This is a genomic window from Rhizobium sp. CC1099, assembly GCF_029714385.1.
In the GTDB taxonomy this organism is placed as follows: domain Bacteria; phylum Pseudomonadota; class Alphaproteobacteria; order Rhizobiales; family Rhizobiaceae; genus Rhizobium.
This window is the reverse complement of record NZ_CP121641.1, coordinates 1,345,378-1,370,762: the sequence shown is the minus strand read 5'-3', so window position 1 is coordinate 1,370,762 and position 25,385 is coordinate 1,345,378. Positions and strand designations below refer to the sequence as shown.

The 25,385-nt window shown below is 59.7% G+C and carries 22 protein-coding genes, 1 tRNA gene and 4 pseudogenes; 5 read left to right on the top strand and 22 right to left on the bottom strand.

Annotation, left to right across the window (positions count from 1 at the left end; genetic code table 11):
• Positions 1-41: 41 nt before the first annotated feature.
• The 5 genes from QA644_RS07010 to QA644_RS06990 all read right to left on the bottom strand — a co-directional run bounded on the left by QA644_RS07010 (position 42) and on the right by QA644_RS06990 (position 8,173).
• Entirely contained in the window at positions 42-902 is an 861-nt protein-coding gene (locus tag QA644_RS07010) for a ScpA family protein (protein ID WP_239599009.1), read from the bottom strand.
• A gap of 20 nt (positions 903-922) precedes the next feature.
• On the bottom strand, positions 923-1,936 hold the full coding sequence (gene nagZ, locus QA644_RS07005) for a beta-N-acetylhexosaminidase (protein WP_283071644.1): 1,014 nt from the start codon (positions 1,934-1,936) through the stop codon (positions 923-925).
• A gap of 120 nt (positions 1,937-2,056) precedes the next feature.
• Entirely contained in the window at positions 2,057-5,083 is a 3,027-nt protein-coding gene (locus QA644_RS07000) for an SPOR domain-containing protein (RefSeq protein WP_283071643.1), read from the bottom strand.
• Between the two features lie 61 nt (positions 5,084-5,144).
• Positions 5,145-6,902 carry an arginine--tRNA ligase gene (argS, locus tag QA644_RS06995; RefSeq protein ID WP_283071642.1) on the bottom strand — a complete coding sequence of 586 codons (1,758 nt, stop codon included), beginning with the start codon at positions 6,900-6,902 and terminating at the stop codon, positions 5,145-5,147.
• A 53-nt stretch (positions 6,903-6,955) separates the two neighbouring features.
• Positions 6,956-8,173, bottom strand: coding sequence for a deoxyguanosinetriphosphate triphosphohydrolase (locus tag QA644_RS06990; protein WP_074067765.1), 1,218 nt, complete (start codon positions 8,171-8,173; stop codon positions 6,956-6,958).
• A 223-nt stretch (positions 8,174-8,396) separates the two neighbouring features.
• Between QA644_RS06990 and erpA the strand changes: the two genes are divergently transcribed.
• Positions 8,397-8,729, top strand: a complete 333-nt coding sequence (erpA, locus tag QA644_RS06985) for an iron-sulfur cluster insertion protein ErpA (protein ID WP_022715352.1) — start codon at positions 8,397-8,399, stop codon at positions 8,727-8,729.
• A gap of 121 nt (positions 8,730-8,850) precedes the next feature.
• Complete coding sequence (gene xth, locus QA644_RS06980) at positions 8,851-9,642, top strand: exodeoxyribonuclease III (protein WP_194729560.1); 792 nt, start codon at positions 8,851-8,853, stop codon at positions 9,640-9,642.
• Between the two features lie 9 nt (positions 9,643-9,651).
• On the opposite strand, the gene exoR is transcribed toward xth, so the two are convergent.
• The 13 genes and pseudogenes from exoR to QA644_RS06920 all read right to left on the bottom strand — a co-directional run.
• Positions 9,652-10,452, bottom strand: coding sequence for an exopolysaccharide production regulator ExoR (exoR, locus tag QA644_RS06975; protein ID WP_022715350.1), 801 nt, complete (start codon positions 10,450-10,452; stop codon positions 9,652-9,654).
• A 1-nt stretch (position 10,453) separates the two neighbouring features.
• A complete protein-coding gene (locus tag QA644_RS06970; RefSeq protein ID WP_283071640.1) occupies positions 10,454-10,909 on the bottom strand; it encodes a hypothetical protein in 456 nt (151 codons plus the stop codon).
• A 268-nt stretch (positions 10,910-11,177) separates the two neighbouring features.
• Entirely contained in the window at positions 11,178-12,413 is a 1,236-nt protein-coding gene (locus QA644_RS06965; RefSeq protein WP_239599017.1) for an OmpP1/FadL family transporter, read from the bottom strand.
• A 396-nt stretch (positions 12,414-12,809) separates the two neighbouring features.
• Complete coding sequence (locus QA644_RS06960) at positions 12,810-15,650, bottom strand: valine--tRNA ligase (RefSeq protein ID WP_283071638.1); 2,841 nt, start codon at positions 15,648-15,650, stop codon at positions 12,810-12,812.
• A 117-nt stretch (positions 15,651-15,767) separates the two neighbouring features.
• Positions 15,768-16,592 (bottom strand): DUF2497 domain-containing protein, encoded by an 825-nt coding sequence (locus tag QA644_RS06955; RefSeq protein WP_283071636.1) that lies wholly within the window; start codon positions 16,590-16,592, stop codon positions 15,768-15,770.
• Positions 16,593-16,822: 230 nt separating this feature from the next.
• Positions 16,823-17,488 carry a protein-L-isoaspartate O-methyltransferase gene (locus QA644_RS06950; protein WP_283071635.1) on the bottom strand — a complete coding sequence of 222 codons (666 nt, stop codon included), beginning with the start codon at positions 17,486-17,488 and terminating at the stop codon, positions 16,823-16,825.
• Positions 17,489-17,847: 359 nt separating this feature from the next.
• Positions 17,848-18,180, bottom strand: coding sequence for a hypothetical protein (locus QA644_RS06945; protein WP_283071633.1), 333 nt, complete (start codon positions 18,178-18,180; stop codon positions 17,848-17,850).
• A complete protein-coding gene (locus QA644_RS06940) occupies positions 18,134-18,754 on the bottom strand; it encodes a hypothetical protein (protein ID WP_283071631.1) in 621 nt (206 codons plus the stop codon). Before QA644_RS06940 ends, QA644_RS06945 begins: the two co-directional genes overlap by 47 nt.
• Before the next feature lie 370 nt (positions 18,755-19,124).
• Entirely contained in the window at positions 19,125-19,478 is a 354-nt protein-coding gene (locus QA644_RS06935) for a hypothetical protein (RefSeq protein ID WP_283071629.1), read from the bottom strand.
• A gap of 132 nt (positions 19,479-19,610) precedes the next feature.
• Positions 19,611-19,748, bottom strand: a pseudogene (locus QA644_RS06930) (head morphogenesis protein); the annotation flags it as partial.
• A gap of 446 nt (positions 19,749-20,194) precedes the next feature.
• Positions 20,195-20,539 (bottom strand): annotated as a pseudogene (locus QA644_RS06925) (hypothetical protein); the annotation flags it as partial.
• Between the two features lie 253 nt (positions 20,540-20,792).
• A pseudogene (locus tag QA644_RS35125) lies at positions 20,793-21,075 on the bottom strand (DnaT-like ssDNA-binding protein); the annotation flags it as partial.
• Positions 21,076-21,078: 3 nt separating this feature from the next.
• Positions 21,079-21,329 (bottom strand): annotated as a pseudogene (locus QA644_RS06920) (DUF2213 domain-containing protein); the annotation flags it as partial.
• Between the two features lie 127 nt (positions 21,330-21,456).
• Between QA644_RS06920 and QA644_RS06915 the strand changes: the two are divergent.
• Positions 21,457-21,642, top strand: coding sequence for a hypothetical protein (locus QA644_RS06915; RefSeq protein ID WP_028739658.1), 186 nt, complete (start codon positions 21,457-21,459; stop codon positions 21,640-21,642).
• 18 nt (positions 21,643-21,660) lie between these two features.
• Here the strand turns inward: QA644_RS06915 and QA644_RS06910 are convergent, their stop codons facing one another.
• Both QA644_RS06910 and QA644_RS06905 read right to left on the bottom strand, forming a co-directional pair.
• Complete coding sequence (locus tag QA644_RS06910; RefSeq protein WP_283071626.1) at positions 21,661-21,816, bottom strand: hypothetical protein; 156 nt, start codon at positions 21,814-21,816, stop codon at positions 21,661-21,663.
• Positions 21,817-22,213: 397 nt separating this feature from the next.
• Complete coding sequence (locus tag QA644_RS06905; protein ID WP_283071624.1) at positions 22,214-22,411, bottom strand: hypothetical protein; 198 nt, start codon at positions 22,409-22,411, stop codon at positions 22,214-22,216.
• A 129-nt stretch (positions 22,412-22,540) separates the two neighbouring features.
• Between QA644_RS06905 and QA644_RS06900 the strand changes: the two genes are divergently transcribed.
• Together QA644_RS06900 and QA644_RS35120 are read left to right on the top strand one after the other, a co-directional pair.
• Entirely contained in the window at positions 22,541-22,798 is a 258-nt protein-coding gene (locus QA644_RS06900) for a hypothetical protein (RefSeq protein WP_074067739.1), read from the top strand.
• A gap of 717 nt (positions 22,799-23,515) precedes the next feature.
• A complete protein-coding gene (locus QA644_RS35120; RefSeq protein ID WP_349254109.1) occupies positions 23,516-23,872 on the top strand; it encodes a DUF982 domain-containing protein in 357 nt (118 codons plus the stop codon).
• Between the two features lie 960 nt (positions 23,873-24,832).
• Here the strand turns inward: QA644_RS35120 and QA644_RS06890 are convergent.
• Positions 24,833-24,906 (bottom strand) — tRNA-Cys (locus QA644_RS06890).
• Positions 24,907-25,051: 145 nt separating this feature from the next.
• Positions 25,052-25,348 carry a hypothetical protein gene (locus QA644_RS06885; RefSeq protein ID WP_283071622.1) on the bottom strand — a complete coding sequence of 99 codons (297 nt, stop codon included), beginning with the start codon at positions 25,346-25,348 and terminating at the stop codon, positions 25,052-25,054.
• Positions 25,349-25,385 lie beyond the last annotated feature (37 nt).

Below are 25,385 nucleotides of genomic sequence, written 5' to 3'. Positions count from 1 at the left end.
GCCCTTGCCTTCACCACGGCCGATATCGTCTCTGGAATCCATCAAGCGGGCGTCTCCTGCTCGACCACCTGCAGGGTCGCATACTTCGGTCCCCGGCGCATATAGAGCGGCTCGAAGGCGGCGTCCTGGCGGATCTCCAGCTTGCCCTCGCGTACGAGTTCAAGCGAGGCGGCAAAGGCGCTGGCGATTGCCGTGACGCGCTCTTCCGGCGATGCCAGATAACGCAGCAGGTAATGCTCCAGCACCGTCCAGCCGCCGATGTCGCCAATCATGCGCGTCAGCAGTTCGCGGGCATCGGTCAGGGACCAGACGGTGCGGCGCGCGATCGTGACCTGGGTCACGGCCTGGCGCTGGCGGAGCGACGCATAGGCGGTCAGGAGATCGTAAAGGCTTGCCTCGTACGCGGATTTTTGCCGGTCCGGAATATGCTCAGGCGCGCCGCGGGCAAAGATATCACGGCCGAGACGGTTGCGATTGACGAGCCCGCTTGCAGCCTCGCGCATGGCTTCGAGGCGTTTCAGGCGGAAGGCAAGCGTTGCGGCCATCTCCTCGCCGGAGGGACCGTCGTCCTTGACCTGCTGCGGGATCAGCAGGCGGGACTTGAGATAGGCGAGCCACGCCGCCATCACGAGATAATCGGCGGCAAGCTCGATGCGGATGCGGCGAGCGGTTTCGATGAACTGCAGATACTGCTCGGCAAGCGCCAGCACCGAAATGCGCGAAAGATCGACCTTCTGGTTGCGGGCGAGGTAGAGGAGGAGATCAAGCGGGCCTTCGAAGCCGGCGACGTCGATCACCAGCGCCGGCTCATGGCTCGCGCGGTCGGCACCATTGTCCTGCCAAAGCTTGTCCATCGGCGTTGCCGCCGCCTGTGTCCACTCTGTGCCTTTGACCGTGTTCACCTCTGCCTCTCTTCCATCGCTCAGACGGTTGCGAACATTCCGTCGAATTCGGCGCGGATCGCCGCCTCGTCCGCCTGGTCGACTTTTGGGAAGCCCGCCAGCACGGCATTTGCCCGCTCCAGCGCGGCATGCGCCAATACCGGCGTGTTTGCCACGACCTGCTGCATCTCGTCCATATGGCCATTGCAATGCAGCACGATATCGCATCCGCCTGCAATGATATTTGCAGCCCGCTCGCCGATTGTCCCGGCTAAGGCGTTCATCGACGTATCATCGGAAAGCAACAGGCCCTTGAAACCGATGCGCTTTCGGATCACGCCGTCGATCACCTTGCTGGAGGTCGTCGCCGGATTGTCCGGATCGATCGCCGTAAAGACGACGTGGCAGGTCATTGCCGCAAGCTCGTCCTTCATGGCGATGAAGGGGGGAAAGTCGTGCGCTTCCAGTTCATCGCGCGAGACCGTGACGACCGGCAGTTCGTGGTGGGAATCGGCAAAGCCGCGGCCGTGGCCCGGCATATGCTTCATCACCGGCAGCACCCCGCCGGCCTTCAGCCCCTCGGCCGCGGCACGCCCCATATCGGCGACGGTTTTCGGATCGCCGCCATAGGCGCGGTTGCCGATAACGCTGCTGCTGCCTTCGACCGGCACGTCGAGAACAGGCAGGCAATCGACATTGATGCCGAATTTGAGAAGATCGAAGGCGTGCAACCGCGACATCAGCCATGCCGCGCGCAACCCCTGCTCGCGATTGCGCCGGTAGATATCCCCGAGCGCCTGGCCGGAGGGATAGTGCTGCAGGATCGGCGGGCGGATGCGCTGCACGCGACCACCTTCCTGATCAATCAGCACAGGCGCGTGCCAGCCGACGCTTTCGCGCATTTCGGCGACGAGATCGGCGATTTGCTGCGGTTCGGAGATATTGCGGCCGAAGAGGATGAAGCCCCAGGGCCGCTCAGCCTTGTAGAAGGCCTTTTCTTCAGGGGTGAGTGACAGGCCGCTACAGCCCAGGATCATCGCTTTTGATTCGGTCATGTCCGAATCATAGAGGCCTGTCGGGGAATTGCGAGTAAGGTCAAGCGCCATTCACAGGAAAGCAGCACACAAAAAAAGCGGCGGGACATGCCCGCCGCTCCGGATCAAACGATCAATCGTTTACTTCGAAATCAGGCAGCTGCCTCCGGCTGAGCGATATTGCTGGCAAAGGGCTGCGGCCTCGTCCTTCGAGCCGGCCGGGATCCGGACGCGGTAGAACGTGCCTTTACCGGCGATTTCGGCCTTTCGGATTTCAAAGCTGCGGCCGCCGAGAACGCTTGCAAACTTCTTCGACAGGCTCGCATAGGATTTGTTCGCCTCTGCTTCGGACGGCAACGACGCGATCTGCATGCCGTATCCGCCAGCCGTTGCAGCCTGCTGCGGCTTGGCAGCGGCAGGCTCGACGGATGCCACTTCAGCCGGCTTCGGCTGCTGTTCGGCCGGGCGGACATTGCCTCTTTCGGTCACGGTGCCGACGACATCGACCGGCTGCTCGGCCGGACGGGCCATAGGTACCGGCGCCGTATCGGCAGGCTTTTCAGCGGCGGGCGGTGCCTGAACCGGGGGAACAGGCTGATCGACCTTTGCATTTGCCGGATCTGCAGCGGCAACCTTTTCCAGGGTAGACGTGGATGGCTGCTGAGCGGCAGGCAGCGGCGCGACGGTGGTCGTTTCAACAGGCGTCGCGCGGATATCGGCAGAGGCGACCTCGTTGGCCGCCGGGAAGCTTGCCGCCGAACCTTTAGAGGCCGTCACAGCGGCAGGCGGCTGAACGGCGGGCTCTTCAACCGGTGCGGCAGGCTCTTCGCGGGCAACCAGCGTTCCGTCCGGCTTGACGATCATTGTGCGAACCTTGCGCGGTGCAACGGCCGGCGGACGATCGCCATCGGGGCCCTCTTCGGCCGCAGCACCGTTCTGCGCCGTGTCCTCGTTCGGAAGCAGACGCGGGTCCTGCGTATCGCCGACCGGCGTACTTGCCGGATTATCGGCGATGGGTCCGTCGTTGTCTTCCGGCAGAACTTCGGGCGTCAGGGTGCGCTGAACGACATCGACGGGCTCTTCGTCGGATGAAACGAGCGCCTTCTGCTTCGGCGCTTCGGTGGCACCGGCAACGCGGTCATAGACCGCCTTGTCCTGGTTTGGCACAGTCTTGCCGCCCGGATTTTCCGGGACGATCTTGACCGGTTCCTTGTCGGCCACGATCACGCGCGGTTCGCCGCCAGCAATGCCGAGGCCGCCGTCGGTAACAACCGAATAGACGCCGTAGGCACCGCCGGCGAAGACGACGATCAGAGCGGCAGCCGCAAGCAACCGCTTCATGGAACGGGCGCGGCCCATGTCCTCGGCCTCGGCCGCGGATTGGATACGGACCTCGGCCGGCGCTTCGGCGCGGCGAACGGGTTCACGAACGCTGCGGCGGAAATCCTCCTCGAGCGCACGCTCGAATTCGTCAAGTCCGCCGGCCGACTGCGGCCGAGCCGCCACCGGCGCTGCTGCAACAACGGCAGCGGCTGCTGCAGGAGCCCAAGCGGGTGCCGCTTCTGGAGCCCAAGCAGGTGCCGCCGCAGCCGGTTCCTTTTGGACCGACGTTTCGAAGAGGCTTGCAATTTCCGCGTCGACGTCGAAATCGAAGTCGTTTACCGGCGCAGCCGGCGCCGGCTGCTCGACGGGCGGCAGCGACGGCACATGCATGTCCTCGACAGTCTCGGGATGATGGTCGGCCTCAGCAATCATCGAGGCATCGAAGGGCAGATCTTCATCGGCATCGGCTGCAGCGGTCACGCTCTCCACGGCTGCGGGATGCGGCCCATCGTAAAGCGAAGCGGCAGCAACCTGCCCGACTGGCCGCGCGACAACCACGGCAGGCGGCGCTGCCGTAACGACAGGAGCAGGTTCCGGCGCCTTTGCAGGCTCGGCAAAATCTAGATCGGCGAGTTCGAGTTCGATGCCTTCGAGATCGAGTTCGAAATCGTGGCCGGCAAACGGATCTTCGCTGTCAGCATCCTGCTTGGCAGGTGCGGCCACAGCGGGAACTTCGGCGGCGGCAGCAGCAGCAGCAACCACTGGAGCGGCGACAGGTGCAGCAGCAACGGGCGTGACGACCAGCGGCTCCCACTCCTCGAAAGGTGCCGCCTTCGGCTCCTCGGGCGCAGAGGCCGCGCGCTGAGGAACCGGATAACGGGAGACGTCCGCCAGCAGATCATCGAAATCGAAGGCGATCGGCTGATCTTCGGGAGGTGCTTCAGTCAGCGCGGCGTCCGCCTGTACGACGCCTTCCGTTGCGGCAGCAACCAGATCGAAGGGTTCAGCTTCAGCCCGCGGCTCCATCGCAACCGGCGCCTCCACCGGCGCAAGCATTGCCTGGGTTGGCGCTTCATCCATGACCACTTCGTCATGGCGATCGAGTTCGGCCGGAAAGCCCTGCGGAGCAGCCGTTTCGAATTCCTCGGCCGGATCAAAGGCGACCGGCTCCATAACCGGCTCCATTACCGGCTCGGGCTGGATCTGGATAACGGGCTGAACATGCGCAACAGGCTCGGGCTGCTGTTCGGGAGCGGCGACCGCCTCGACAGGCGCAACGGCTTTTACGGGCGCTTCAACCGGCTCGTCGCGGCGGGCGGCATGGAAGTTTGCAAGCGGAAGCTTGATGCTGGCAGCCGACCACTGCGGCGCCTTGGCAGGGGCTGAAGCCTGCGGAATTTGAACCGTGGGACCGCCGATCGAGAGCTCGAGCTCCTCAATCAGATCGCGGGCGCCACCGAAAACCGGTTCGGACGCCTGGGGCGCGACCCAATCGGCGGCGGAAAGGACCTCGGCCTCCTCCCCGGCGGGCGATGCGGCAGCCGGCGGATCGACAGGCTCCGGCTCGACGATGGCCTCGGCTGCGGGATAGTCATATTCCTCGGCGGCAGGTTCGGCCGGACGATCGAGGCCGGCGAGCGGACGCGGAGCGTCGAAACGCTCGAATTCGCGAAGAAGCTCGTCCTCGAGATTGAATGCCGGCTCCTGCCGGGGCACGTCAGCAACCGTATTGGCGGCTATGCGCGGCTCGAAGCCTACGATACGCGCAAGCTCAGCCAGCGGATCGCCTTCATCGAAAAGCTCCGTCTTCTTTCGCGTATCATACGCCAGTTGTTTGTCAGCCATACTCATCCCACCCGTAAACCCACGCGGTCAAATGCCAGCGCAATGTGGGGAAATGGTGACGTTATCGCATTTCATCCGGTGCGGCAGTGCCTGTAATGGCGAGTCCCGACTTCAAAACCGAAGCGACAGCATACACCAGCCCAAGTCTGGCAATACTCGATTCTCGGTTCTTATCGTTAACAAATCGTAAGTCCGTTTGATCTTTACCTTTATTCCAGTGCGCATGGAAGAAACTTGCGAGATCATACAGGTAAAACGCGATGCGATGGGGCTCTTGCGACTGTGCCGCAGATTCGACGATGCGCGGGAACTCTGCAGCCTTCGCAACCAGCTGCAATTCCGTGGGATCGTAGATGCCGGAGACCGCTTCCGCAAGGTCTGCGGGCGATAGGTCAAGATCCGGAAACGCCTCCTTCGCCTGGCGGAAAACCGACATGCAGCGGGCATGCGCATACTGCACGTAAAAGACCGGATTGTCTTTCGAATGTTCCGTTACCTTGGCGAAATCGAAGTCGAGCGGCTCGGAGTTCTTGCGGTAGAGCATCATGAAGCGAACCGAATCGCGGCCCACTTCCTCGACCACGTCGCGCAGCGTCACGAAGTCGCCGGAGCGTTTCGACATCTTCACCGGCTCGCCGTTGCGATAGAGCTTCACGAGCTGGCAAAGCAGAACGGTGAGCTTCGATTTTCCTTGGGAAACGGCGCGGGCAACGGCCTCCAGGCGCTTCACGTATCCGCCGTGGTCGGCGCCGAGCACATAGATCATTTCGTCGAAGCCGCGATCGAACTTGTTCTTGAAATAGGCGACATCCGCGGCGAAATAGGTGTAGGAGCCATCCGACTTGATAAGTGGGCGATCCATGTCGTCGCCGACTTCCGTCGAGCGGAAGAGCGTCTGCTCGCGGTCTTCCCAGTCTTCGGGCACCTGGCCCTTCGGCGGCGGCAGCGCGCCCTTGTAGACGAAGCCCTTGAAGGTCAGATCATTGATCGCGGTGCGGATCGCGGCAGCGCCGGCATCATGCAGCATCCGCTCGGAAAAGAAGATGTCGTGATGCACGTTGAGAGCTGCGAGATCCTCGCGGATCATCGTCATCATCGCGGCGATCGCGCGATCCTTGACGATCGGCATCCACTGCTCTTCCGGCATGTTGTGCAGCCGCACGCCATAGTCGCCAGCAAGGGACTTTCCGACCGGGATCAGATAATCGCCCGGATAAAAGCCGGGCGGGATATCGCCGATGCTTTCGCCGAGCGCTTCGCGGTAGCGCAGGAAGACCGAGCGCGCCAGCACGTCGATCTGCGAGCCTGCATCGTTGATGTAGTATTCCTTCTCGACGGCATAGCCGGCGAAGGCAAGCAGATTAGCCAGCGCGTCTCCGACGACGGCGCCGCGGCAATGGCCGACATGCATCGGGCCGGTCGGGTTTGCCGAGACATATTCGACATTGACCTTCTTGCCGGCGCCAAGCTTCGAGCGGCCGTAGTCGGTTCCAGCCTCGATGATCGAAGCAAGCAAGCGCTGCCAGTAGCCGATGGAAAGCCTGATGTTGATGAAGCCGGGACCGGCGACGGAGACGTCGGCTACCTCGGCATCTTCTTTCAACTTGGCGATGATGATTTCGGCGAGCGCGCGCGGATTGGTCCCCAGCGGCTTTGCCAGCACCATCGCGGCATTGGTCGCGACATCGCCGTGGCTTGCATCACGCGGCGGCTCGACGGCGATGCGGCCGAAATCGAGCTCGGATCGCTTTTCCTTGACGATATCAATCTGTTCAAGGGCGTTCTTAATCCTGGCTTCGAAGTCGGTAAAAAGGTTCATCGCACTCTTCCATGCATAGGCTCTGCCGCAGCTCCTGCCGCGGCGCCCGCTGCCTATCGCAAATCCGGAGTGCGGTCAAACAATCGCCTGTGGGCGCTGATTGCATAGGTGTCGGTCATGCCCGCCAGATAATCGCCGACATGGCGGGCTTTCGGCGCATCGGCAAGGCCGGCAATATGATCGACCCAGTAATGGCTCTGCATCTCCTTCGGATTGGCCATGTAGGCGGCGAAAAGATCGGTGACGATCGTTGCGGCGCCTGCGCGGATGCGCATGATGTCGGGATGGCGGTAGATGCGCTTGAAGAGCATCTGCTTGATCTGCCTGTCGGTCTGCGACATCGCCTGCGAGAAGGTTGCGATCACCTTGCCGGCCTCGCGTACATCCTTCACGCTTTTCGGTTTCACCTCAGTCAGGCGCTCCTGGGCGACGGCAATGACATCTTCGACCATGCGCGTGATCTGCCGGCGCATGATCTCATGCGTGAACCGGCTCTTCTCAAGATGGGGGTAGCGCGCGCGGACCTCGGCCATCAGTCCGGCGAGGAAGGGAATTTCCTCCAGCATCTCGAACGTCAGGTAGCCCGAACGCAGACCATCGTCGATGTCATGGGTGTTATAGGCAATGTCGTCGGCGATCGCTGCCACCTGCGCTTCGAGGCTGGCGAAGGTCGCAAGTTCGAGGTCGTGGATTTCGCAGTAATCGAGGATCGGCTGCGGCACCGGCCCGCGCGTGCCCTGCCCGTCCTTCGTCAGCAGCGGCCCATTGTGCTTCACGAGGCCTTCGAGGCTCTCCCAGGTCAGGTTGATGCCGTCGAATTCGGCATAGCGCCGCTCCAGCTTGGTGACGATGCGGAGCGACTGGGCGTTATGGTCGAAGCCGCCATAGGGCAGGAGCACCTCGTGCAGCGCGTCCTCGCCGGTGTGGCCGAAAGGCGTGTGGCCAAAGTCGTGGACGAGCGCCACGCCCTCCGCCAGGTCCTCGTCAAGCTTCAGGGCGCGCGCCAGGGCACGGGCGATCTGGGCGACCTCGATCGTGTGCGTCAGGCGCGTACGATAATGATCGCCATCCTGCGCGATGAAGACCTGCGTCTTGTGCTTCAGACGGCGAAAAGCCGTCGTATGGACGATGCGGTCGCGATCGCGCTGAAATTCGGAACGCGTCGGGCTGCAGCTTTCGGCATAAAGCCTTCCGCGCGTCGTCCAGGGGTCTGCCGCATAGGTTGCCCGCTCGCCATTTCCAAAACCCAACGCCTGCCTGTCGATCTTCATTTTTCACCGTCATTCAACATCGCGCAGCCACCTCGCCCATTGACGCCGCATCGCGCTCTTCATACCTATAGCCAACATAAACGGCAAAGAGGCGCTTTCTTAACTGCTTTGCCGAATAATGCGTTCCGACAACGCATGTGGTAAATTCTTTTGATATCGGCCGTTTGACGTTTCATCGGCCAGTATCAATTCTCTCCGGATCTTGACCCCGGCAGGAGGAAACATGACGGATACAAGTGTAACCCTTTCCGACGCGGCGGCAAAACGAATCGCGGCGATCGTCGGTGCCGAAACCGGCAAGAACGCGCTGCGCGTTTCCGTCGAAGGCGGCGGCTGCTCGGGTTTTTCATACAAGTTCGATCTTACCGGCGATGCCCGGGACGATGACATCGTCATCGAGAAGAACAACGCCAAGGTACTGATCGACAGCCTGTCGCTGGTCTATATGGCAGGCTCGGAAATCGACTTCGTCGACAACCTTCTCGGTCAATCCTTCCAGATCAAGAACCCGAACGCGGTTGCAAGCTGCGGCTGCGGCACCAGCTTCTCGATTTAAAGCTTGCCTGTCTATCCACATCGAACCGGCCGAAGTATCCCTTCCGGCTGGTTTATCGTCTTGTCCGCACGTGGGACGGCACGATAAAAGATCAGGCACGAAGCCGCAAAAGGAACAACCTATGAAGATCGCGACCTGGAACATCAACGGCGTCAAGGCGCGCATCGACAACCTCACGCAATGGCTCAAGGATTCCGATCCGGACATCGTCTGCCTGCAGGAGATCAAGACGATCGACGAGGCTTTCCCGCGGCTCGAGATCGAGGCGATGGGCTATCACGTCGAAACGCATGGCCAGAAGGGTTTCAATGGCGTTGCGATCCTTTCCAAGACCACGCCGGACGAGGTGAGCCGCGGGCTGCCGGGCGATGCTCTCGACGAGCAGGCGCGTTTTCTCGAAGCCGTGTTCTCGATCCCCGGCAATCGCGCCCTTCGCGTCTGCTGCCTCTATCTGCCGAACGGCAATCCCGTCGACACCGAAAAATATCCTTACAAGCTCGCCTGGATGGAGCGGCTGCGCCAATTTGCGGTCTCGCGCCTCGCCTATGAGGACGTCTTCATCCTCGCCGGCGACTACAACGTGATCCCCGAACCGCACGACTGCTTCGATCCGAAGGTCTGGGAAAGCGATGCGCTCTTCCTGCCGCAAACGCGCGAGGCCTTCCGCAGGCTCGAAAATCTCGGGCTTACCGATGCCGTCCGCACCTCGAGCGACGCCGTTCAGCTCTATTCCTTCTGGGATTACCAGGCCGGCGCCTGGCAGAAGAACAACGGCATCCGGATCGATCACCTGATGCTTTCGCCGGAGGCCGCCGATCACATGACGTCGGTGGCGATCGAAAAGCATGTACGGGCCTGGGAAAAGCCGTCCGACCACGTTCCGGTCGTCGCCTATTTCGACTTCGCAGCTTAAGGTCGCAGATTAATCGCTGCCGGTCGCGATCTTGTGGGAGAGCGAAACAGCCGTGCGGCGATCACCTTCGGTCGCGACCGAGAAGGCCTGCTCCTGCAGCGATTCCATCCAGCCGCAATCCTTCGGCTTGCAGCGGTCGAGCGCCGCCGTCATCAGCGCCAGGCCGCGTGCCGACTGGCCTTCCTGGAAGAGAATATTGCCGAAGACCGACATGGCGCCGGGGTGGCCGCTCTTGCGGGCCTGGTTCAGCCACTTCTTCGCCTGCTGCGGACTGCGCGTGCCGCCGTCGCCCGACAGCATCATCTGCGCGAGCTGGAACTGCGCTTCAGCGACGCCGAAGGTCGATGCGACCTGGAAATAGAGCTGGCGGGCCTGGCTGAGATCGGTCCGCACCGGGCTGCCGGGAATGCCGTGCTTGTAATAGTTGGCGAGCGACAAAAGCGCGTTGATGAAGAAGCCGGTATCTTCGGAGCCGGGCTCCACGCCCTGCTGGGCGATTTCACTGTATATCTTGAAGGCTTCGAAATCGTCCTGGGCGACGCCATCGCCGTCGGCATACATATTGGCGAGCGCCCAGCGCGAACCGGTATGGCCCTTTTCGGCGGCGTATTTATAGGCTTCGATGGCCTCTTCCTTCTGGCCGCTCTTATAGGCCTTGAAGCCGAACTTGAAGAGATCGAAGGGACCGGATTCCTTGGTGACGCCTGCATTGATATCGAATGCCTTGGCCGGGGAGGATATCGCCGCCGAAAGCGCGATAGACAGCCCCATAAGCGTAAATCTGAAAAGTCTGAACTCGGATGTCAGCATTTCACTCGGTTTCTTTCGCTTCCATCGCAGACCGCCATGGCAGCATATACTCCGCTGCCCGGCTTCCCGGCGTATTCCTCCAGGCGAGCGATCCCGCGGCGGGCTCAATGGCCCCTTTGCCCGCGTCGCATCCAGCCTTCGGCCCTTCTTCGAGAGCCTGAATTTTTTGCGCATCGCGATAGACCACCCGCGTTCCGGCCTGGTCCGCCTGCAATGCCTGCGGCGTCATTCCTGCGGAGCGAACAAGCGTCCTTCCGCCTTTCAAATATTCGTAAACACCAAATGTGACCAAACCGGTGCTGGCGTGATCGCGGTGCCTGCGTGCGGCGACAATGGGCGCCGTATCATCGGGGGAAAGACAGCTTGGGTGCGTGACTTCTGAGTGAATTTTTTGGGCGGAATCGCCTTGCGGGAAAAGCTGAATCGCACAAGAAGCGGCATCAAAGCCGGCGCTCATACGCTCTTTGCCCGTCGCGGAAAAAACTCGACCCATCTTGCTTCTTAAACGTACCCTACGCCTGCCATTCCCTCGCCCGCAAATATCGCTGCGCCCTGTTTGTGGCGGGAAATGGACAAACTCGCCCCGCCGGCATGATATGCGAACTGTCGTAAAAATGTGTTGCTGAATCGTCACAAAATGAGATGACTTGGAGCAAGGTTAATACGGCGGGCGCAAAGAAAAGCCCGGCGTTTTTGCCGGGCTCTTCTACGTCGTTGATGCAAGATCAGAATTTGACTTTGAGGGATGTCGAGAGCGCCGTCACCAGATCGTTGTCGAACTCGTATGTCGCCTCGTCGCCCACACCAACACCGTCAATCGTGGTCGGAGACGAATCCCCGCTCGTCAAGATGCCGAGCACGCCACCAAAGCGGAACTCGACGTTCTTGTTCGGCGAATAGGAAACACCGGCACCGAGCAGCCAACTGTCGGTCTGCGAACCGAATTCCTGAGATGTGCCGCGGTCCCAAGTGACACTGACGGCGCCGCTCCACTGATCATTGAACTTGTGACCGACACCGCCGGTGATTGTCCAGCCGTCTCGATAACCCAGATCGAGGGAGGTGATTTCGACACCGCTATTGTAGAACGGGATGCGCTGCAATTGGCTCCAGTCCGTCCATTTGACTGAGCCGAATGCAAGCCAATCTGGTGCAATCCCTGATTGGAGCTTCAGTTCGACAGCATCCGGCATCGCCGTCGATCCCTCTACCGGAATGATCAGTCCTCCGAGGGGATGAAGGGCGGCCGGCACCTGCGTCAAGTCCACCGTTCCCGTGACTTCGTTGAGCTTGACTTCACTGTAGTACATCAAGCTCGCACGAAGCGCATATTCCGGAATTTCGTAAGCCACGCCGGCTCGCCATCCCCAGCCGTCCCCCTCAAGATCAAGACGACCCACACCGCTTCCAGGAAGCCCCAGAAGGCCAAGGAGCTCCGGTGGAACTAGGAGGCGTTCCTTGAAACCATCCATTTCGAGGTAATTGGCGCCACCAATCACGCGAAACTGACCTGGCCCCATGTCGAATTTGTAAGAGCAGGTCAGAGCATAGTTGTCGCTGTTGACCTTCGTCTCGATGTTGTCGTTTGCGCCCGCCCAGCGAGCACCTGGATTGGTGTGAGCACCATAGGGCTGCGAATAATCGAACATGCAGTCCGCATCGCCGATTGCAGCCTTGGCGCCGATACGGGGAGACCAGTAATCTTCGCTGTCATCCGCCGAGGTAGAGTATCCCGGGATCGCGTTGAGATCACCGTTCGCAGGGTTGATATCATCCACATTCTTCAGCTTGCGCTGCGGCATCACGAAAGTGGCCGTGGATTCGACCGCAAAGCGCGAAGGATCAAACAGAAGATCGATATTATACCCGCCGCGCTCCAGCCCGCCCGCAAACGATGGCGAGGCGATGGACGAAAGGACGGCGAGCGATGCTACGCCTTTGAAAAACATACGAGATGCCAACTGTGTCTCCCCCACTTAAGCACTCCAATGGCGGCAGAGTGCAGGCGATCGTGATAAATGGCAACTTGCGCCTTCTTGCAGCCACAATGCGGGAGAGGTGTTAAATTGACGTAAGGAATTGACGGGCACGTCAATATTTTTTGTTCATAAAATTTTATCCTAATACCCTAATCATTTATGGGTATTTTTGGATTGTCATTCCACACATCGGGTGATCTGTATCAATCTGACAACAGTCGTGATTTTCGCCCCGAGAGGCAGTTCATTTCATAAATTCGCAAAACTGTATGTTTGCAGCCGGGAATATTCAGCCAGGACGATCGAATCATTCCAACGGCGTAAAAAAGGCGTCCGACCAAACCGGACGCCTTCAGGTATTATACGCCAAGGGGAAGCCTAGGCTTCAATGACGCGCGACAGCGCTACCTTGAGGCTTGCGATCTGGCTCTGGAATTCGGCCAGCCTCTCGCGCTCCGCTTCCACTACGTCCGGATTGGCATTGGCGACGAACTTCTCGTTGGAAAGCTTGCCGTTGATGCGCGCGATCTCTCCTTCGGTCTTGGTGATTGCCTTTTCCAAGCGAGTTTTTTCAACCGAAAGATCGATCAGGCTGCCGAGCGGCAGGCAGGCGGTCGCTTCGGCGACGACGATCTGCGCTGCCCCCTTCGGGGCGCTATCGGCAAGCGTAATCGCTTCGACACGGGCAAGGCGCTTGATCGCGGCCTCGTGACGGGCAAGCCGTTCGCGCGTCAGATTGTTGGCCTTGACGACCGCCAGCGGCGCAGTCGCCGACGGCGGAACGTTCATTTCGGCGCGAACCGAGCGGATGCCGGAGACGAGGTCGATCAGCCAGTTGATCTCGTCGGCTGCAGCATTGTCGGCATAGGACGGCGCCGGCCATTCGGCATGGCAGATCAGCGTATCGCGCTCGACGCCTTCGCCTGCTGTATGCGCCCAAAGCTCCTCGGTCATGAACGGCATGAACGGATGCAGCAACTTGTAGATCTCTTCGAGAACATACGCGCTGCAGGCCTGAGCCTCTTTCTTCGCGCCCTCGTCTTCACCGCTGAAGACCGGCTTCAGCAGTTCCAGGTACCAGTCGCAGACCTGATTCCAGACGAACCGGTAAAGCGCACCGGCCGCATCGTTGAAGCGGTAGGATTCGATTGCTTCCGTTACGTCACGTTCCGTACGGGCAAGCTCCGTCAGGATCCAGCGGTTGATCGTCAGCCCCGTCGCCTCCGGTACGAAGTTCGGATCGCTTTTGACACCGTTCATTTCGGCAAAGCGCGTGGCGTTCCAAAGCTTGGTGCCGAAGTTCCGGTAGCCGGCGATGCGGGCCGGATCGAGCTTAACATCGCGGCCCTGTGCAGCCATGATCGCCAGCGTGAAGCGCAATGCGTCGGCGCCGTATTCGTCCATCAGTTCGAGCGGATCGATGACGTTGCCCTTCGACTTCGACATCTTCTGGCCGTTCTTGTCGCGGACGAGCGCGTGGATATAGACGGTATGGAAGGGCTCGATCGGATTGCCGTCCTCGTCCTTCATGAAGTGCAGGCCCATCTGCATCATACGAACCACCCAAAACGGTATGATGTCGAAGCCTGTGACGAGAACGTTCGTCGGGTAGTACCGCGCCAGTTCCGGCGTCTGCTCCGGCCAGCCGAGAGTGGAGAAAGGCCAGAGCGCTGAGGAGAACCAGGTGTCGAGAACGTCCTCGTCGCGCGTCAGGATTTCGCCCGGCTTGAAATTTTCCAAGAGGTCCTCGACATAGGCCTTCATCGGGCCTTCGTGCGAGAGGTAATGCTGGATCGCAGCCTGCAGCGCCTCCTCCTCGGTTTTCTCGACGAAGACCTGGCCGTCCGGACCATACCAGGCCGGGATCTGATGGCCCCACCAGAGCTGGCGGGAAATGCACCAGGGCTGGATGTTCTCCATCCACTGGAAGTAAGTATTCTCCCAGTTCTTCGGAACAAACTGGGTGCGGCCTTCACGGACCGATGCGATGGCAGGCTTCGCAAGCGTCTTGTTGTCCACCCACCATTGTTCGGTCAAACGCGGCTCGATCGGCACCCCGCCACGGTCGCCGTGCGGGACCGTATGTATGTGCGGCTCGATCTTGTCGAGCAGGCCCGCCTCCTCGAAAATCTCGACGATGATCTTCCGTGCCGTGAAGCGATCCTGGCCTTCCAGCCGGTCCCAGGCGCCATGCAAGGCGGCCGGATGGCCGAGACCTTCCAGGAAGTCCTCGTTGTCCTTGATGGTAACCGAAGCATCGGTATTGAGCACGTTGATCGCACGCAGGCCCGTGCGCTTGGCAACGTCGAAGTCGTTGAAGTCGTGTGCAGGGGTGACCTTGACGGCGCCGGTGCCGGCCGTCGGATCGGCGTAGGTGTCGGCAACGATCGGAATCTTGCGGCCGACGATCGGCAAAATGACGTGTTTGCCGATGATCGCTTTGTAGCGCTCGTCTTCGGGATTCACCGCGACGCCAGTATCGCCGAGCATGGTCTCGGGCCGCGTCGTCGCAACAACCAGGTAGTCGCGCGTTTCGAAGTCGGTGGGTTTACCCTCCTCGTCAAAGGCTACGGGATGCTGATAGGTGACGCCCTCTTCAAGCGGATAGCGCAAATGCCAGAGATTGCCTTTGACCTCAACCTGCTCGACTTCCATGTCGGAGATCGCCGTCAGAAGCTTCGGGTCCCAGTTGACGAGGCGTTTGTCCTTGTAGATCAGACCCTCTTTGTAGAGGGTGACGAAAACCTCGAGAACCGCCTCCGAGAGCCCGTCGTCCATCGTGAACCGTTCGCGCGACCAGTCGCAGGAAGCACCTAGGCGCTTCAGCTGGTTGAAGATCAAGCCGCCCGATTCCGCCTTCCACTCCCAGACCTTCTCGATGAAGGCGTCGCGGCCCATCTCGCGCCGGCCCGGCAGCTGCTGTTCCATCAGCTTGCGCTCGACGACCATCTGTGTGGCGATGCCCGCATGGTCCATGCCCGGCTGCCAGAGCACGTCCTTGCCGCGCATGCGCTCAAAGCGGATCATGATGTCCTGCAGCGTATTATTCAGCGCATGTCCCATGTGCAGCGAACCGGTCACGTTCGGCGGCGGGATGACGATCGTGAAGGTCTCGGCGCCGGGCTTCTTGTTGGCGCCCGCGCGGAACGCATCGGCCTCATCCCATTTCGCGGCGATTTTCGGTTCGACTGCGGCGGAATCATAGGTCTTGTCGAGCATTTTATGACCAAACTTCGGGGTTTTAGGATGGGGGTTGTAAATAGGATGGCTGACGGCAAGTCAATAAAAAAGCCGCCCCGGAGACCGGAGCGGCTTGTTCGATAAAAGCGGTCCCGGTCAGCGGCGCGGGCCGCGCGCCACGCGTTCGATTTCTTCGCGCACCAGCCGTTCGACAAGAGTCGGCAGGTTGTCGTCCAGCCACTCGCGCAGCATCGGGCGCAGCATGTCCTCGGCAATCTCGTCCAGCGAGCGGCGCTCGGCGCCATCAATCGCAAGCGCAAGCTCCTCGAACGAGCGTGCAACCTGCAGGCCGGCGCTCTGCGAAATCAGGCTCTGGGTTTCTTCGGCGACATTCGGCAAACGCTCTTCTTCAGCGTCGGCGGCCGGCGGGACGGCAGCCCGCTGCGCCGGTTCTGCGGCGGCTGGCTGCGGCATGTCAACGCGTTCTGCCTGCGCAACGGCCGGTGCCGGGATTGCGGCCGGCGGCGGAGCACCAAAAGGTGCTGAAACGGCCTCCGCCGGATGGCGGGCTTCCTGGTCGGGGGATCCGGCCGGTTCCAGTTGATGAAAGACCGGCGGCGCTTCGCGCTGCGGTTGCGGTGCGGTACGCTCCGAGGCGGCACGAACGCGGGCAGCAACATCGGCAAGCGACATCGCCCGCGCCGGCGCCGGCGCTTCGGCTTCGCGGCTGCCTGCCGAATTCGCCGCGACGAAACGCGGATCGGACATCATCATAGGCTCGGGGAACTCGACGTCAGCATAAGTCTCGTCGACCGTCAGATGGATGTTTGAGTCGCTCTCCTCGTCATCGGCGCCGTAGACAGGCGGCAGGGACGGCGAAATCGCCCTGCCCGCGCCCGGCTCATTGCTCTCGATGATCTGGCGGATCGACGCCAGAATCTCTTCCATGGACGGTTCACGCACTACGCTTGGCTGAGCCATATCTATCCCCGTTATCCCTGCAACAAGATCGGATTGCGTGGAGTGGGCATCCGAATCACCCAGACCTTAGAATACCCCAGACATGAAAAAAATCAGCGCGAATCAAATGAATGCGCCCGTGCACAGTTTTGTTGCGGCAGTCTAGGCCAGCGCCGCTGACGCTTTTGCGACAGGCCGAAAACAAAACGGGCGCCCCGAGGCGCCCGCTTCATAAATCCTGAAAATTGCGCTCAGAAGACGAACTCTCGAACCTTGGCAAAGCCCGGCAACGGCTTGACCGAAGCATTGAAGAACACGTTTTCCGAAACAGCGCCGTTTTCGCTGAAGAACACCTTGGCGCGGGCGGCGTTGCCGTAGCCCTGAACGGTGACAAGACGGCCGCCCTCGGCGAGCTGGTCAAGAAGGGCAGCGGGGATCTCCTCGACGGAGCCATTGACGAAGATCAGATCGTAGGGCGCGCCGGCACTGTTGCCCTGCTCCAGCGCGCCGGTGACGACGGAAACGTTGGCGTAGCCGGAAAGGTTCTTCTTTGCTTCGGCTGCAAGCGCTTCGTCGCATTCAAGCGCAGCCACCGAACCGGCAAGCATGGCCAGCAGAGCCGAGGTGTAGCCCGTGCCACAGCCGACTTCGAGAACCGCATCGTCCGTGGTGATGGCAGCAAGTTGCAGCAGCTTTGCCAGCGGCGAAGCTTCCATCAGGAAGCGCGCCGACTTGCCGCCCGCTGCCGGGGAGATTTCGACATCGTTGTCGATATAGGCCAGAGCCTTGGATTTCTCCGGCACGAAGGCCTCGCGGGGCACCGTCAGGAAGGCCGTCAGCACGGAATGCGACGTGACGTCCGTCGTACGGATCTGGTTGTCGACCATCTTTGCGCGTGCTGCTTCGAAATCCATCATATCCTCTCGCCCGTTGAACGCGGCATTGTCACCCGTCCTCTTAATCTCCGCGGCGTGCGCTTTCAAGGCACAGTAAACAACTGCGGCAAGAATCCTCCCGCTTGAACCGGCTGCCGTCCGGCGCGGCCGGGACTGCAACTCTTGTTTGGAACAAAAAGTTGGTTTGTGGTATTCTTACAACCGGAGGAAATGGAGGAGGTGCAGGCCATGTCTGCCTTTTTCGAGTATCTCACGCTGTTCGACTTCTTCATCATCGCAGCGCTGATCGCCATATTCTGCTGCGGGCTGCTGGACAGCGAGACGACACGATAGCGTCAGTGCGCCCAGAGTTGCGAAGTGCATCGCGCCTGAACGCCGCACTATGTGTATATCTGCGCGCAAGCGTCGCTCATCGACCTCGACAGCGCTTCGAATTTGACGGCCTGCCATCCCCGATGATCTTCGATCAGGCGGGCGGAAATCCAGAATTTCTCGCCATATTGCGATCCGTCCCAGCCGATGTCGCCGAGGGTTCTCGCACGGTTCAGCACGCGCACGATCTGCGTGCGCGAGACATGGTAGCGGCTTGCAAGATCTCCCGGCCTCAGTTCGCCACCATAGCAGCGCTCGGAAAGCGTATTGCCCGAGGGAAAACGGGCCACCAGGTCATGAATCACATTGCTGCCGAGATTGGTGAACGTGAAGGTCTTCACGCTTTCCGGCGGATCGTTCCAGCGCGGATCGGCGATGAGTGCCCGGGCAGCGGGCGGATGGGAATAGTAAAGCAGCCGTGGGTCGGCCTGGGAAAGAGCAAGCCGCTCTCCCCCCGTCCAACCTGTCCAGCGATGCCATATGGCTGTCGAACCAGTTGCGGATAAGATGCTCCGCCGCTTCGGAAAGCGCCAACGGCCGCAGTCTCTTGTCCTGGCTCTCCAGTTCGGTGAAGAGCTTGTACTGGCGCATCTGCGCTATATAGGAAGCGATCGTATTCCTGCTGGCGAATTGGTGCAGCGGCGCGAACTCGGTAAGACGCGTCACCGTCAGATCCTCGCCGCTCGCATCCGTCCGACGCTCGAAATAGAAGGCGAGCGCGGCCTGGGCGACGAGCCAACGGCGCAGATCAGACGTATAGCGCACCGCGCGCGGCGCCTCATGATAAATGGCTATGAGGCGGCTCGCCGCCTCCGTCAGCGACATTGCAAACAGCGGCGACGCCAGAAGCTCCCGAACGCTATAGCCGGGCGGAATGCGCGCGTCCTGTCGAATTTCCTGTTCAATGGCCGGCATATCGGATCACAGCGGATTGATTTCGGCAATTCAGCCAGACCGCAGCGCCCGGCTTTTGCCTTGGAGGTTTACTCCTGGAGAGGCGCTCATTTTCAAAAATATGATTGTTTGTCAAATAATTGCTTGGCGGACGCTGGATGCACCCGCTTTAAAAATCTCCGACCTGTTACGGTTTCGAGCTAATCCGATTGCGAAGTTTCCTTCGAGTCCAATCCGCTATATCTATTAGCACTCACGAATGGACGGAGGGGACAATGAAACGCACGCATCGGCAGTTCTGTTCTCGGCTGGCTTCGCGCCGGTAGAGGCTGCAATGAAGGTCGTAAAGCAAAAACCGACAGTTTCATCATTAGCCCCAGGCGAGGCCGTTCTATACGACGACAAGAGGTGCCCGGCCGGCATGATCGCGAGGTACGCCCGAGCTAAAAATCGGGATGAAATTAGACGCGGCCAATGCGTCCACCGGTGAACCGTACCAGTCACTCGCTACAAAAGCTTGCCTAATTGTATCTAACGCCGAAATGTCAAAGCATTGAGAAAGTTTGGGAGCCTCGCCCGGAATAACCAAGTCTAGCGCTTTCAAACGTTTGCCAGGGATGCCGCCACACTTGGCCTGAAATAAAATCCTTTGAAAAATCAACGTCTCTGCCACACCTTGCCACACCTTTTCGCCTATTCTATCTCGTAAATCCCGGCATTCTCCTCCGGCTTCATCATTGGACATGGCTTTGGCTTACCCTACGACAAGGATGAAAACAAAGAGTGCGCCTACCTAGATTGCGCCATAAACCGTATAGCAACCTCTAGTGTGTCATAGCGTTGTCGATAGATGGCTTTCAAAGAAGCTCGGTGGGTGATCGCGCCGCTCCAGACGCTCGACAACCTCTCTCAGCGCGATCTCGGACTTGATATCGTCGATCGCCTCGCGGAAGGTCTTCTCCATGTTCGGAGAAAGCGCGTCGAGGGCAGAGAGTTGCTGGCGAAGGGTGGCCATTATTCAGCGTCGACGCCCTTGCCTACCTTCTTCGGAGCGGGAGCCTCATCCTTGATGATCTGCCCGCGGCCGATGGCTTCGAGTGAACCCGCCTCACGCGCGGAATGTCGAGGATAGTTCGGGGCGTGCAGGCCCTATAGGTCTTATGCAGTAGCAACTTAGTCATAGGTGTTCCTTTCCATCGTTTCGGCTTTCGATGATACTCAGCCAAGCAGAGACACGGAGTGACGGATGGGAAATTTCGGGCCCGTGATTATCGCAAACATTCCCTATTCGGATTTGGAAAAGCTCTCAAATTCCGTGAAGAAGTGCGCTGGCGTTTACATACTCAAGGCACCAAGCGGCGGACCAGGAACACCTGGGGTCGACGCTCACTGCTGGTTCCCATCACTCGATGACAGCATCCAATTCGAGCGCGAATGGGCGGCGCCCCACGACGACTGAGGCGCAATCCTTCCTTGGACGACAAGGACGACGTTGGTCACGCCATCGTAATTGTTGGGATCGCCGTTGACGACGCGATACTGCTTGCCATTGGCCGTGACGGCGAGATCGCGATCCCCACGGACGAGATGGAAAGCTGCACGTCTCCGGCCTGAATGACAGTCCCGTCGATCTCGGGCGCCGTGTATTCCATCGGCACGAGCTTGGCCGTGTACGATCTTTTCGACCGGATCGCCGCCCAAGACAGGATCTCGAGGCGTGACGCGTGTTACGGTGCCGCTCTGGCCGACTTTCGCGATGAGGCGTTCAGCGGTGCCCTGCAAGCGCCTGTAGTTAAATTGTTCCATATTGCACTGCATATTAAAATTAGCAGTTGCTTGTGCACCTGCGAAATTGTGGCATCCTGCAAGCGGATCAAAAGGGGGTGCCATGACCGCCAAGCTATACTTTATAGGTAGACCGCAACCAACACGCATGAACTGCCGGCAGATCGTCGATGCTGCCCTGCTTGAATTGATCGAAAGGCTGCACTCACAAGGCCTTGGACGAGCTGAGGTGGCCCTCGCCCTCGCCGACGCATCCGAAGACTACGTCATCAGGCTAGCGAGTGAGGCGGCTCACAGGGCCTAGACTAAGAGCGCCCCCCGCCAGGATCGGGCACAGGAACGGCCAGAGCAGCCCCTCGATCGTGGTTACGACCGGGTGGCGAGCGCTACGATGTCGGCGATGTCCGTTGAAGCAGAGGTTGAATACTCGACCTCAAGCTGCTCGACCTTCTCACGCTTGACCGTGCAGAGCCGGTTATGATCGGTGAAAGACTGCCAGGATTGGAAAGCTCGAGGAAAGCGGCCTCGTAACTCGCGTTCACGATGGCGTCGGGGATTCAGTTATCCGACGTGACCATTTCCGGCGGGTGGTCATTCGTCACCGGCCGGCGAGCAGCACTCTTGAGCCTGTCCTCAGCGAAGACCTCGGCGCCCCGCGCGATAGACGCGCACCGTGCTCATGTCCGGTTTTCCCACGTCGGATCCCAGATAGATCTGGATGCCTGTACGGGCGATACGAGCGTTCGGCAACAAGGTAGCCGTCATCGCGCCGGCGCGTTCCCGCGACGGTTACAGCGTCGGTAAAATTCATTGTGGACCCGAGGTTAGGGGCGTAGCCGGGCACTATCCCAGTGGATAGGCTCGATATACACACGCACGATTCATCTTTTGGTGGCGAAGTGCTTTTCTATCGATGCTTCAAGAAGGAGGAATTCCCCATGGAAGCCCACAGGTATAACGTTCATAAGAATCTCAACATCTATTGGTCGGTGTTCGATGAAGTCACCGGGCAGAAAGCCGTGATCAACGGATTTGTCATGGACATGCTCACAGCCGAGGAGGCCAAGGAGTTGGTCGGAGCATTGAACCGCGAGGTAGATCAAGAATTTCTTCTGGCTGCGTGACACCAATGACACCGAGCATCAGACTTCCACTTCCCTCACGCTCGCAAGCCAGACGTCGATCACTTCCTTAAACACCTCCGGTCCGAGCAGGATCTCGCCCTGATAGGGTTCGACGGTCGCGAGTTCCGGAGTATCATCGTCGTAAGAGATGGTGATATGCAGCTGTACTCGCATAATCCCAGCTCATGTTCGACGCGAACAGCTCTCCAAACCGCTCCATCAGCCGCGGGCCACCCCGCGGGATTTTCACTTCGTCATCCCATGCAGAGCCCATCGCCATCCAGTCGACAGGTGTCCGGCTGTAGGTAATCGTCACATGCAGGTCGTCGGCCGGCAACGTGGTTTCGAAACCCTGCCCCTTTGTCTACCGCATTAATAACCTTACGGCTGACAACAGCGACCGTGGAGCGGCGTCGGCGGTCTGGCGAGCGTGACCCCACCTGCCGAGGGTTTGTCGCACTCTGTGAGGATGCTGCGGCGGCAAGCTCTTGCTCAGACGCTCCTGTTCCTCGACCGCGACATTCGAGCCCGGGCAGGACGCCATCCTCTACAAGCCGGTTCGTCAGACCTTCTACAGCCCCTTGGCACCCGACACGCGATAGAGGTTCGGCTTGCCGTACCATTCGGATCGGGGATCGCGGTCGATCTCTCCCGCCGTCATCCTCGGATTGGATATCCTCGGAATAGACGGCGGAAGGAAAACAGTGTTCCCTTCCTTGCCGCTGCAGAAGAATTTCGCCCTGGTTACGGGCCGTTTCTGTTCGCTCATGCGACTTCTCCATATTTGCCCGAAACCGCCGGCGCGGATGGTGCTGGCCCCAGGACCGAAACAAATGGGCCTACTTCGCGTTTATCCTATAGGCGCCACTCCTTACGGGGCGCCAGAAAGGAGGACATCATGTCTTCCGAAATCTCTCACATGCCATACGACCGCCGCGCAGAAGCAGACGGCACGTGGACCGTTGTTGATGCCATCACTGGCCATCCTGCTACGATCGGGTACAAGCAGTTGGACGACCTGACGGGCAAGGATGCCTCCGAATTCTTGGACATCCTCAACCGGAATACGGTTGGATCCACATGGCGTCGTCTCCCCAGATACGCAATCCAGGGACTTCCAGCACAGATAAGCGGCGTTGATCTCGATCAGGCATAGCCGCGGTCGCAGCATTGCTGATGGAATGAAAAACCGCCCACCGGGTGGTAATGAACTGACCCCCGAAAGTTGGACAACAACCTTCGGGGGTTTTTCATGTCCAAGCACAGCGAAGCTTTTAAGCGATCTGTTGTGGAGTTTTATCAGAAGGGTGAGCGAGGCACTCGCGGAGTAGGCCGGCATTTCGGCGTAGATCATAGCACGGTTCGTAAATGGGCGGCGAGTTACCCGGCGCACGGACCTTTAGGTCTGGCGAAGAAATCCAGCCACTACGATACAGCTTTCAAGCTGTCGGTTCTCCAGCGGATGTGGGAGGATGGTCTCCCCATGGTGGTTTCTGGTGCGGTCCAGCGTGGCAATGGCTCTTGTTTGCCCTACGGACGGCATGACATGGGCCGGAACAACCTGAATTCCATATTCAGCCAAGATGGCGAGTGCATCAGGATGTTCGGCGGGGTCCCGCTCCCCCGAAGCGTTCCGTCATCTTGTTAACGGCATGCCAGGCAGTCTTGTGCTCTCTGTTGAAGAGCTTGACGAGCACCGGATAGGAGACTTTGGGCTTAACGAACGTCGCGGGGGTAATCGCCGTTGAAGTAGGCGAGCAGATGCCGGTTCAGGCCCGTAAGGCTTCGATCTCCGTCGGGAACACGATCGGCTTGTCGCCCTCACCTATGATCGGCTTCGGTTTCCGTCTCGAGCAAAGCGGAGCATTCCCCAATGGCCACCGGGAACGGGGCGGGGTATATCCCGCGAACTCGTTCAACTCGCGGCTCCTGTTTCTTTTCTCCGGGATGGAACGATGTGGCGTGGCGGTGGATTAAATATGATCGATACCCCTACGATTGGAGCGCGGTCATGTTGGTGCACCGATGGAAGAAACCCCTCGTGCTGGGAGATCGCCGCATCCGCATTGTTGTCGGCTCCCCCGAGGAGGCCATGAACTGGCTTATCCACGAACCCAATCAAACGAGCGATAAATGGCGCCGTGCATGGCAAGCTTGCCGAGCCGCCATTGATGGTCGGATGGCAGCTGAGGACGCCAGGTCTGCGGTTCAGCTTGCGGTGGAGCGCTAAGTGACCTGCGAATTCATTCAGCTTCACCTGCCTTGGATCTTGCCTTTCTTGCAGCGAGCCGGAGCTTCGCTACCGCGATGATCGCAGACCGGACCTCCGGCTCTGCAGCCTCGTAGTCCAAGCCGCGACGGCCATTGAGGTAAGGCAGCGTTGCGCGCGGGAGCGGTTCCCAATTCGCGGGTCGGTGTTCGTCTTGTCGCCATCCAGGCACTTCGGGAACACGTCGCACCGCCCGAACTCTGCACAGAAGCCTTGGAGAGTATTCGGCGATCGGCGGTGTGCGGTTATCCTCAAGCCATGCCAATTCGTCGGCGCTCTAGACGATCCGAGAACCCTTCACTTCTCGCCTCCATCGGTGATGGCGACCTTGCCCTCGATCGTGTCAGGCTGCCGGAAGTTCGATGGAAGCATAGCCCCGGCGATCTGCAGCTTCGAGAGATAGGCCGCTGGCGTCATGTTGGACTGTCCAGCATCGAGGGGACGAAAGGCTCGAGCGATACGGCGTTGATGCGCTGATGGCCGAAATAAGATTCGTCTCCTATCGAGGACCGACCTCGAGTTTCAACAAAGCTGGGAAAACATCACGCAAGTGCTGGCCCGCGTCCAACTCTTGGGTGATTTTCACAAGGTGATTGTTTTGAAAGCGGACAGAAAGCCAATAGTTGGCCGAAAACCTCATGCCGCAGCCCTTTCATTCCGCTGCATCCGCAGCGCCATCAGCGGCTCTTGATACCGGCCGGCATGCTTCATTTCCCTGACACCACCAACAAATCGCAAGAGCACATGCCTCCGACGGGATGGAATCGGTTCAAAGCTGCGCCGCTGAAGGACGGAACTGAGGTCTGAAACGGGAACGCATTACCACACCTCGTTTTGGTGTGGCGGAACGGTTCAAGTCCAGATTGCCACCTGACAACAGCTGCGGCAAAATCAAGCACTTATAGGTGGTGAAAAGTTGATTGGAGGCCTCGCCCGGAATTGAACCGGGGTACAAGGATTTGCAGTCCTCTGCGTCACCACTCCGCCACGAGGCCTCACAGGTTCAAGTAATCGAACCGTGGCGAGCGTTTAGAACCATCCTAGAAAAATCGCAAGAGGCCATTTCTGAAAAATGTCCCCGGCAACTTCTGAACGGTGTTTCGAACCGTTCTTCACACGCTCTTTTCCTTGGCTGCTCCATCAGCCTGCGGACGTGTTCCGTCTGTGCCACCAGATGGAGAATCGGCGGCGGCATCTGCGGGCGAACGGGAGGTCGTGCGAGAGAACGATGAAGCCGAGCGGTATCATCCAGAAGCCGAGAACAGGCAGAAAGCCCAGGAGACCGCAGAAGATCAGCAGGACGCCTATGAACACACGGGCAATCCGCGAGCGCGGCAGAGGGATGTGCAGGGAACCGAGAACGAGCTTTCCCGTTGTATGATCGATGCCGAAGCGCTTTTCGCGCGAGTTTCTGCTATTGTCTGTCCCGTCAGTCATGCACAGGAGATGGGAACAAACGCTGCAAATGCAAGCG

What these genes read in the sequence shown, in the direction of transcription:
- xth (WP_194729560.1), top strand. Translation starts at nt 8,851, where the DNA reads ATGAAGATCGCGACCTGGAACATCAACGGCGTCAAGGCGCGCATCGAC.
- QA644_RS06950 (WP_283071635.1), bottom strand. Translation starts at nt 17,488, where the DNA reads ATGATGGATTTCGAAGCAGCACGCGCAAAGATGGTCGACAACCAGATC.
- QA644_RS07000 (WP_283071643.1), bottom strand. Translation starts at nt 5,083, where the DNA reads ATGGCTGACAAACAACTGGCGTATGATACGCGAAAGAAGACGGAGCTT.
- exoR (WP_022715350.1), bottom strand. Translation starts at nt 10,452, where the DNA reads ATGCTGACATCCGAGTTCAGACTTTTCAGATTTACGCTTATGGGGCTG.
- QA644_RS06990 (WP_074067765.1), bottom strand. Translation starts at nt 8,173, where the DNA reads ATGAAGATCGACAGGCAGGCGTTGGGTTTTGGAAATGGCGAGCGGGCA.
- QA644_RS06960 (WP_283071638.1), bottom strand. Translation starts at nt 15,650, where the DNA reads ATGCTCGACAAGACCTATGATTCCGCCGCAGTCGAACCGAAAATCGCC.
- QA644_RS06935 (WP_283071629.1), bottom strand. Translation starts at nt 19,478, where the DNA reads ATGTCCAATGATGAAGCCGGAGGAGAATGCCGGGATTTACGAGATAGA.
- QA644_RS06905 (WP_283071624.1), bottom strand. Translation starts at nt 22,411, where the DNA reads ATGAGCGAACAGAAACGGCCCGTAACCAGGGCGAAATTCTTCTGCAGC.
- QA644_RS06940 (WP_283071631.1), bottom strand. Translation starts at nt 18,754, where the DNA reads ATGCCGGCCATTGAACAGGAAATTCGACAGGACGCGCGCATTCCGCCC.
- nagZ (WP_283071644.1), bottom strand. Translation starts at nt 1,936, where the DNA reads ATGACCGAATCAAAAGCGATGATCCTGGGCTGTAGCGGCCTGTCACTC.
- QA644_RS06915 (WP_028739658.1), top strand. Translation starts at nt 21,457, where the DNA reads ATGGAAGCCCACAGGTATAACGTTCATAAGAATCTCAACATCTATTGG.
- QA644_RS06970 (WP_283071640.1), bottom strand. Translation starts at nt 10,909, where the DNA reads ATGAGCGCCGGCTTTGATGCCGCTTCTTGTGCGATTCAGCTTTTCCCG.
- QA644_RS06955 (WP_283071636.1), bottom strand. Translation starts at nt 16,592, where the DNA reads ATGGCTCAGCCAAGCGTAGTGCGTGAACCGTCCATGGAAGAGATTCTG.
- QA644_RS06910 (WP_283071626.1), bottom strand. Translation starts at nt 21,816, where the DNA reads ATGCGAGTACAGCTGCATATCACCATCTCTTACGACGATGATACTCCG.
- erpA (WP_022715352.1), top strand. Translation starts at nt 8,397, where the DNA reads ATGACGGATACAAGTGTAACCCTTTCCGACGCGGCGGCAAAACGAATC.
- QA644_RS06885 (WP_283071622.1), bottom strand. Translation starts at nt 25,348, where the DNA reads ATGACTGACGGGACAGACAATAGCAGAAACTCGCGCGAAAAGCGCTTC.
- argS (WP_283071642.1), bottom strand. Translation starts at nt 6,902, where the DNA reads ATGAACCTTTTTACCGACTTCGAAGCCAGGATTAAGAACGCCCTTGAA.
- QA644_RS06900 (WP_074067739.1), top strand. Translation starts at nt 22,541, where the DNA reads ATGTCTTCCGAAATCTCTCACATGCCATACGACCGCCGCGCAGAAGCA.
- QA644_RS35120 (WP_349254109.1), top strand. Translation starts at nt 23,516, where the DNA reads ATGGCCACCGGGAACGGGGCGGGGTATATCCCGCGAACTCGTTCAACT.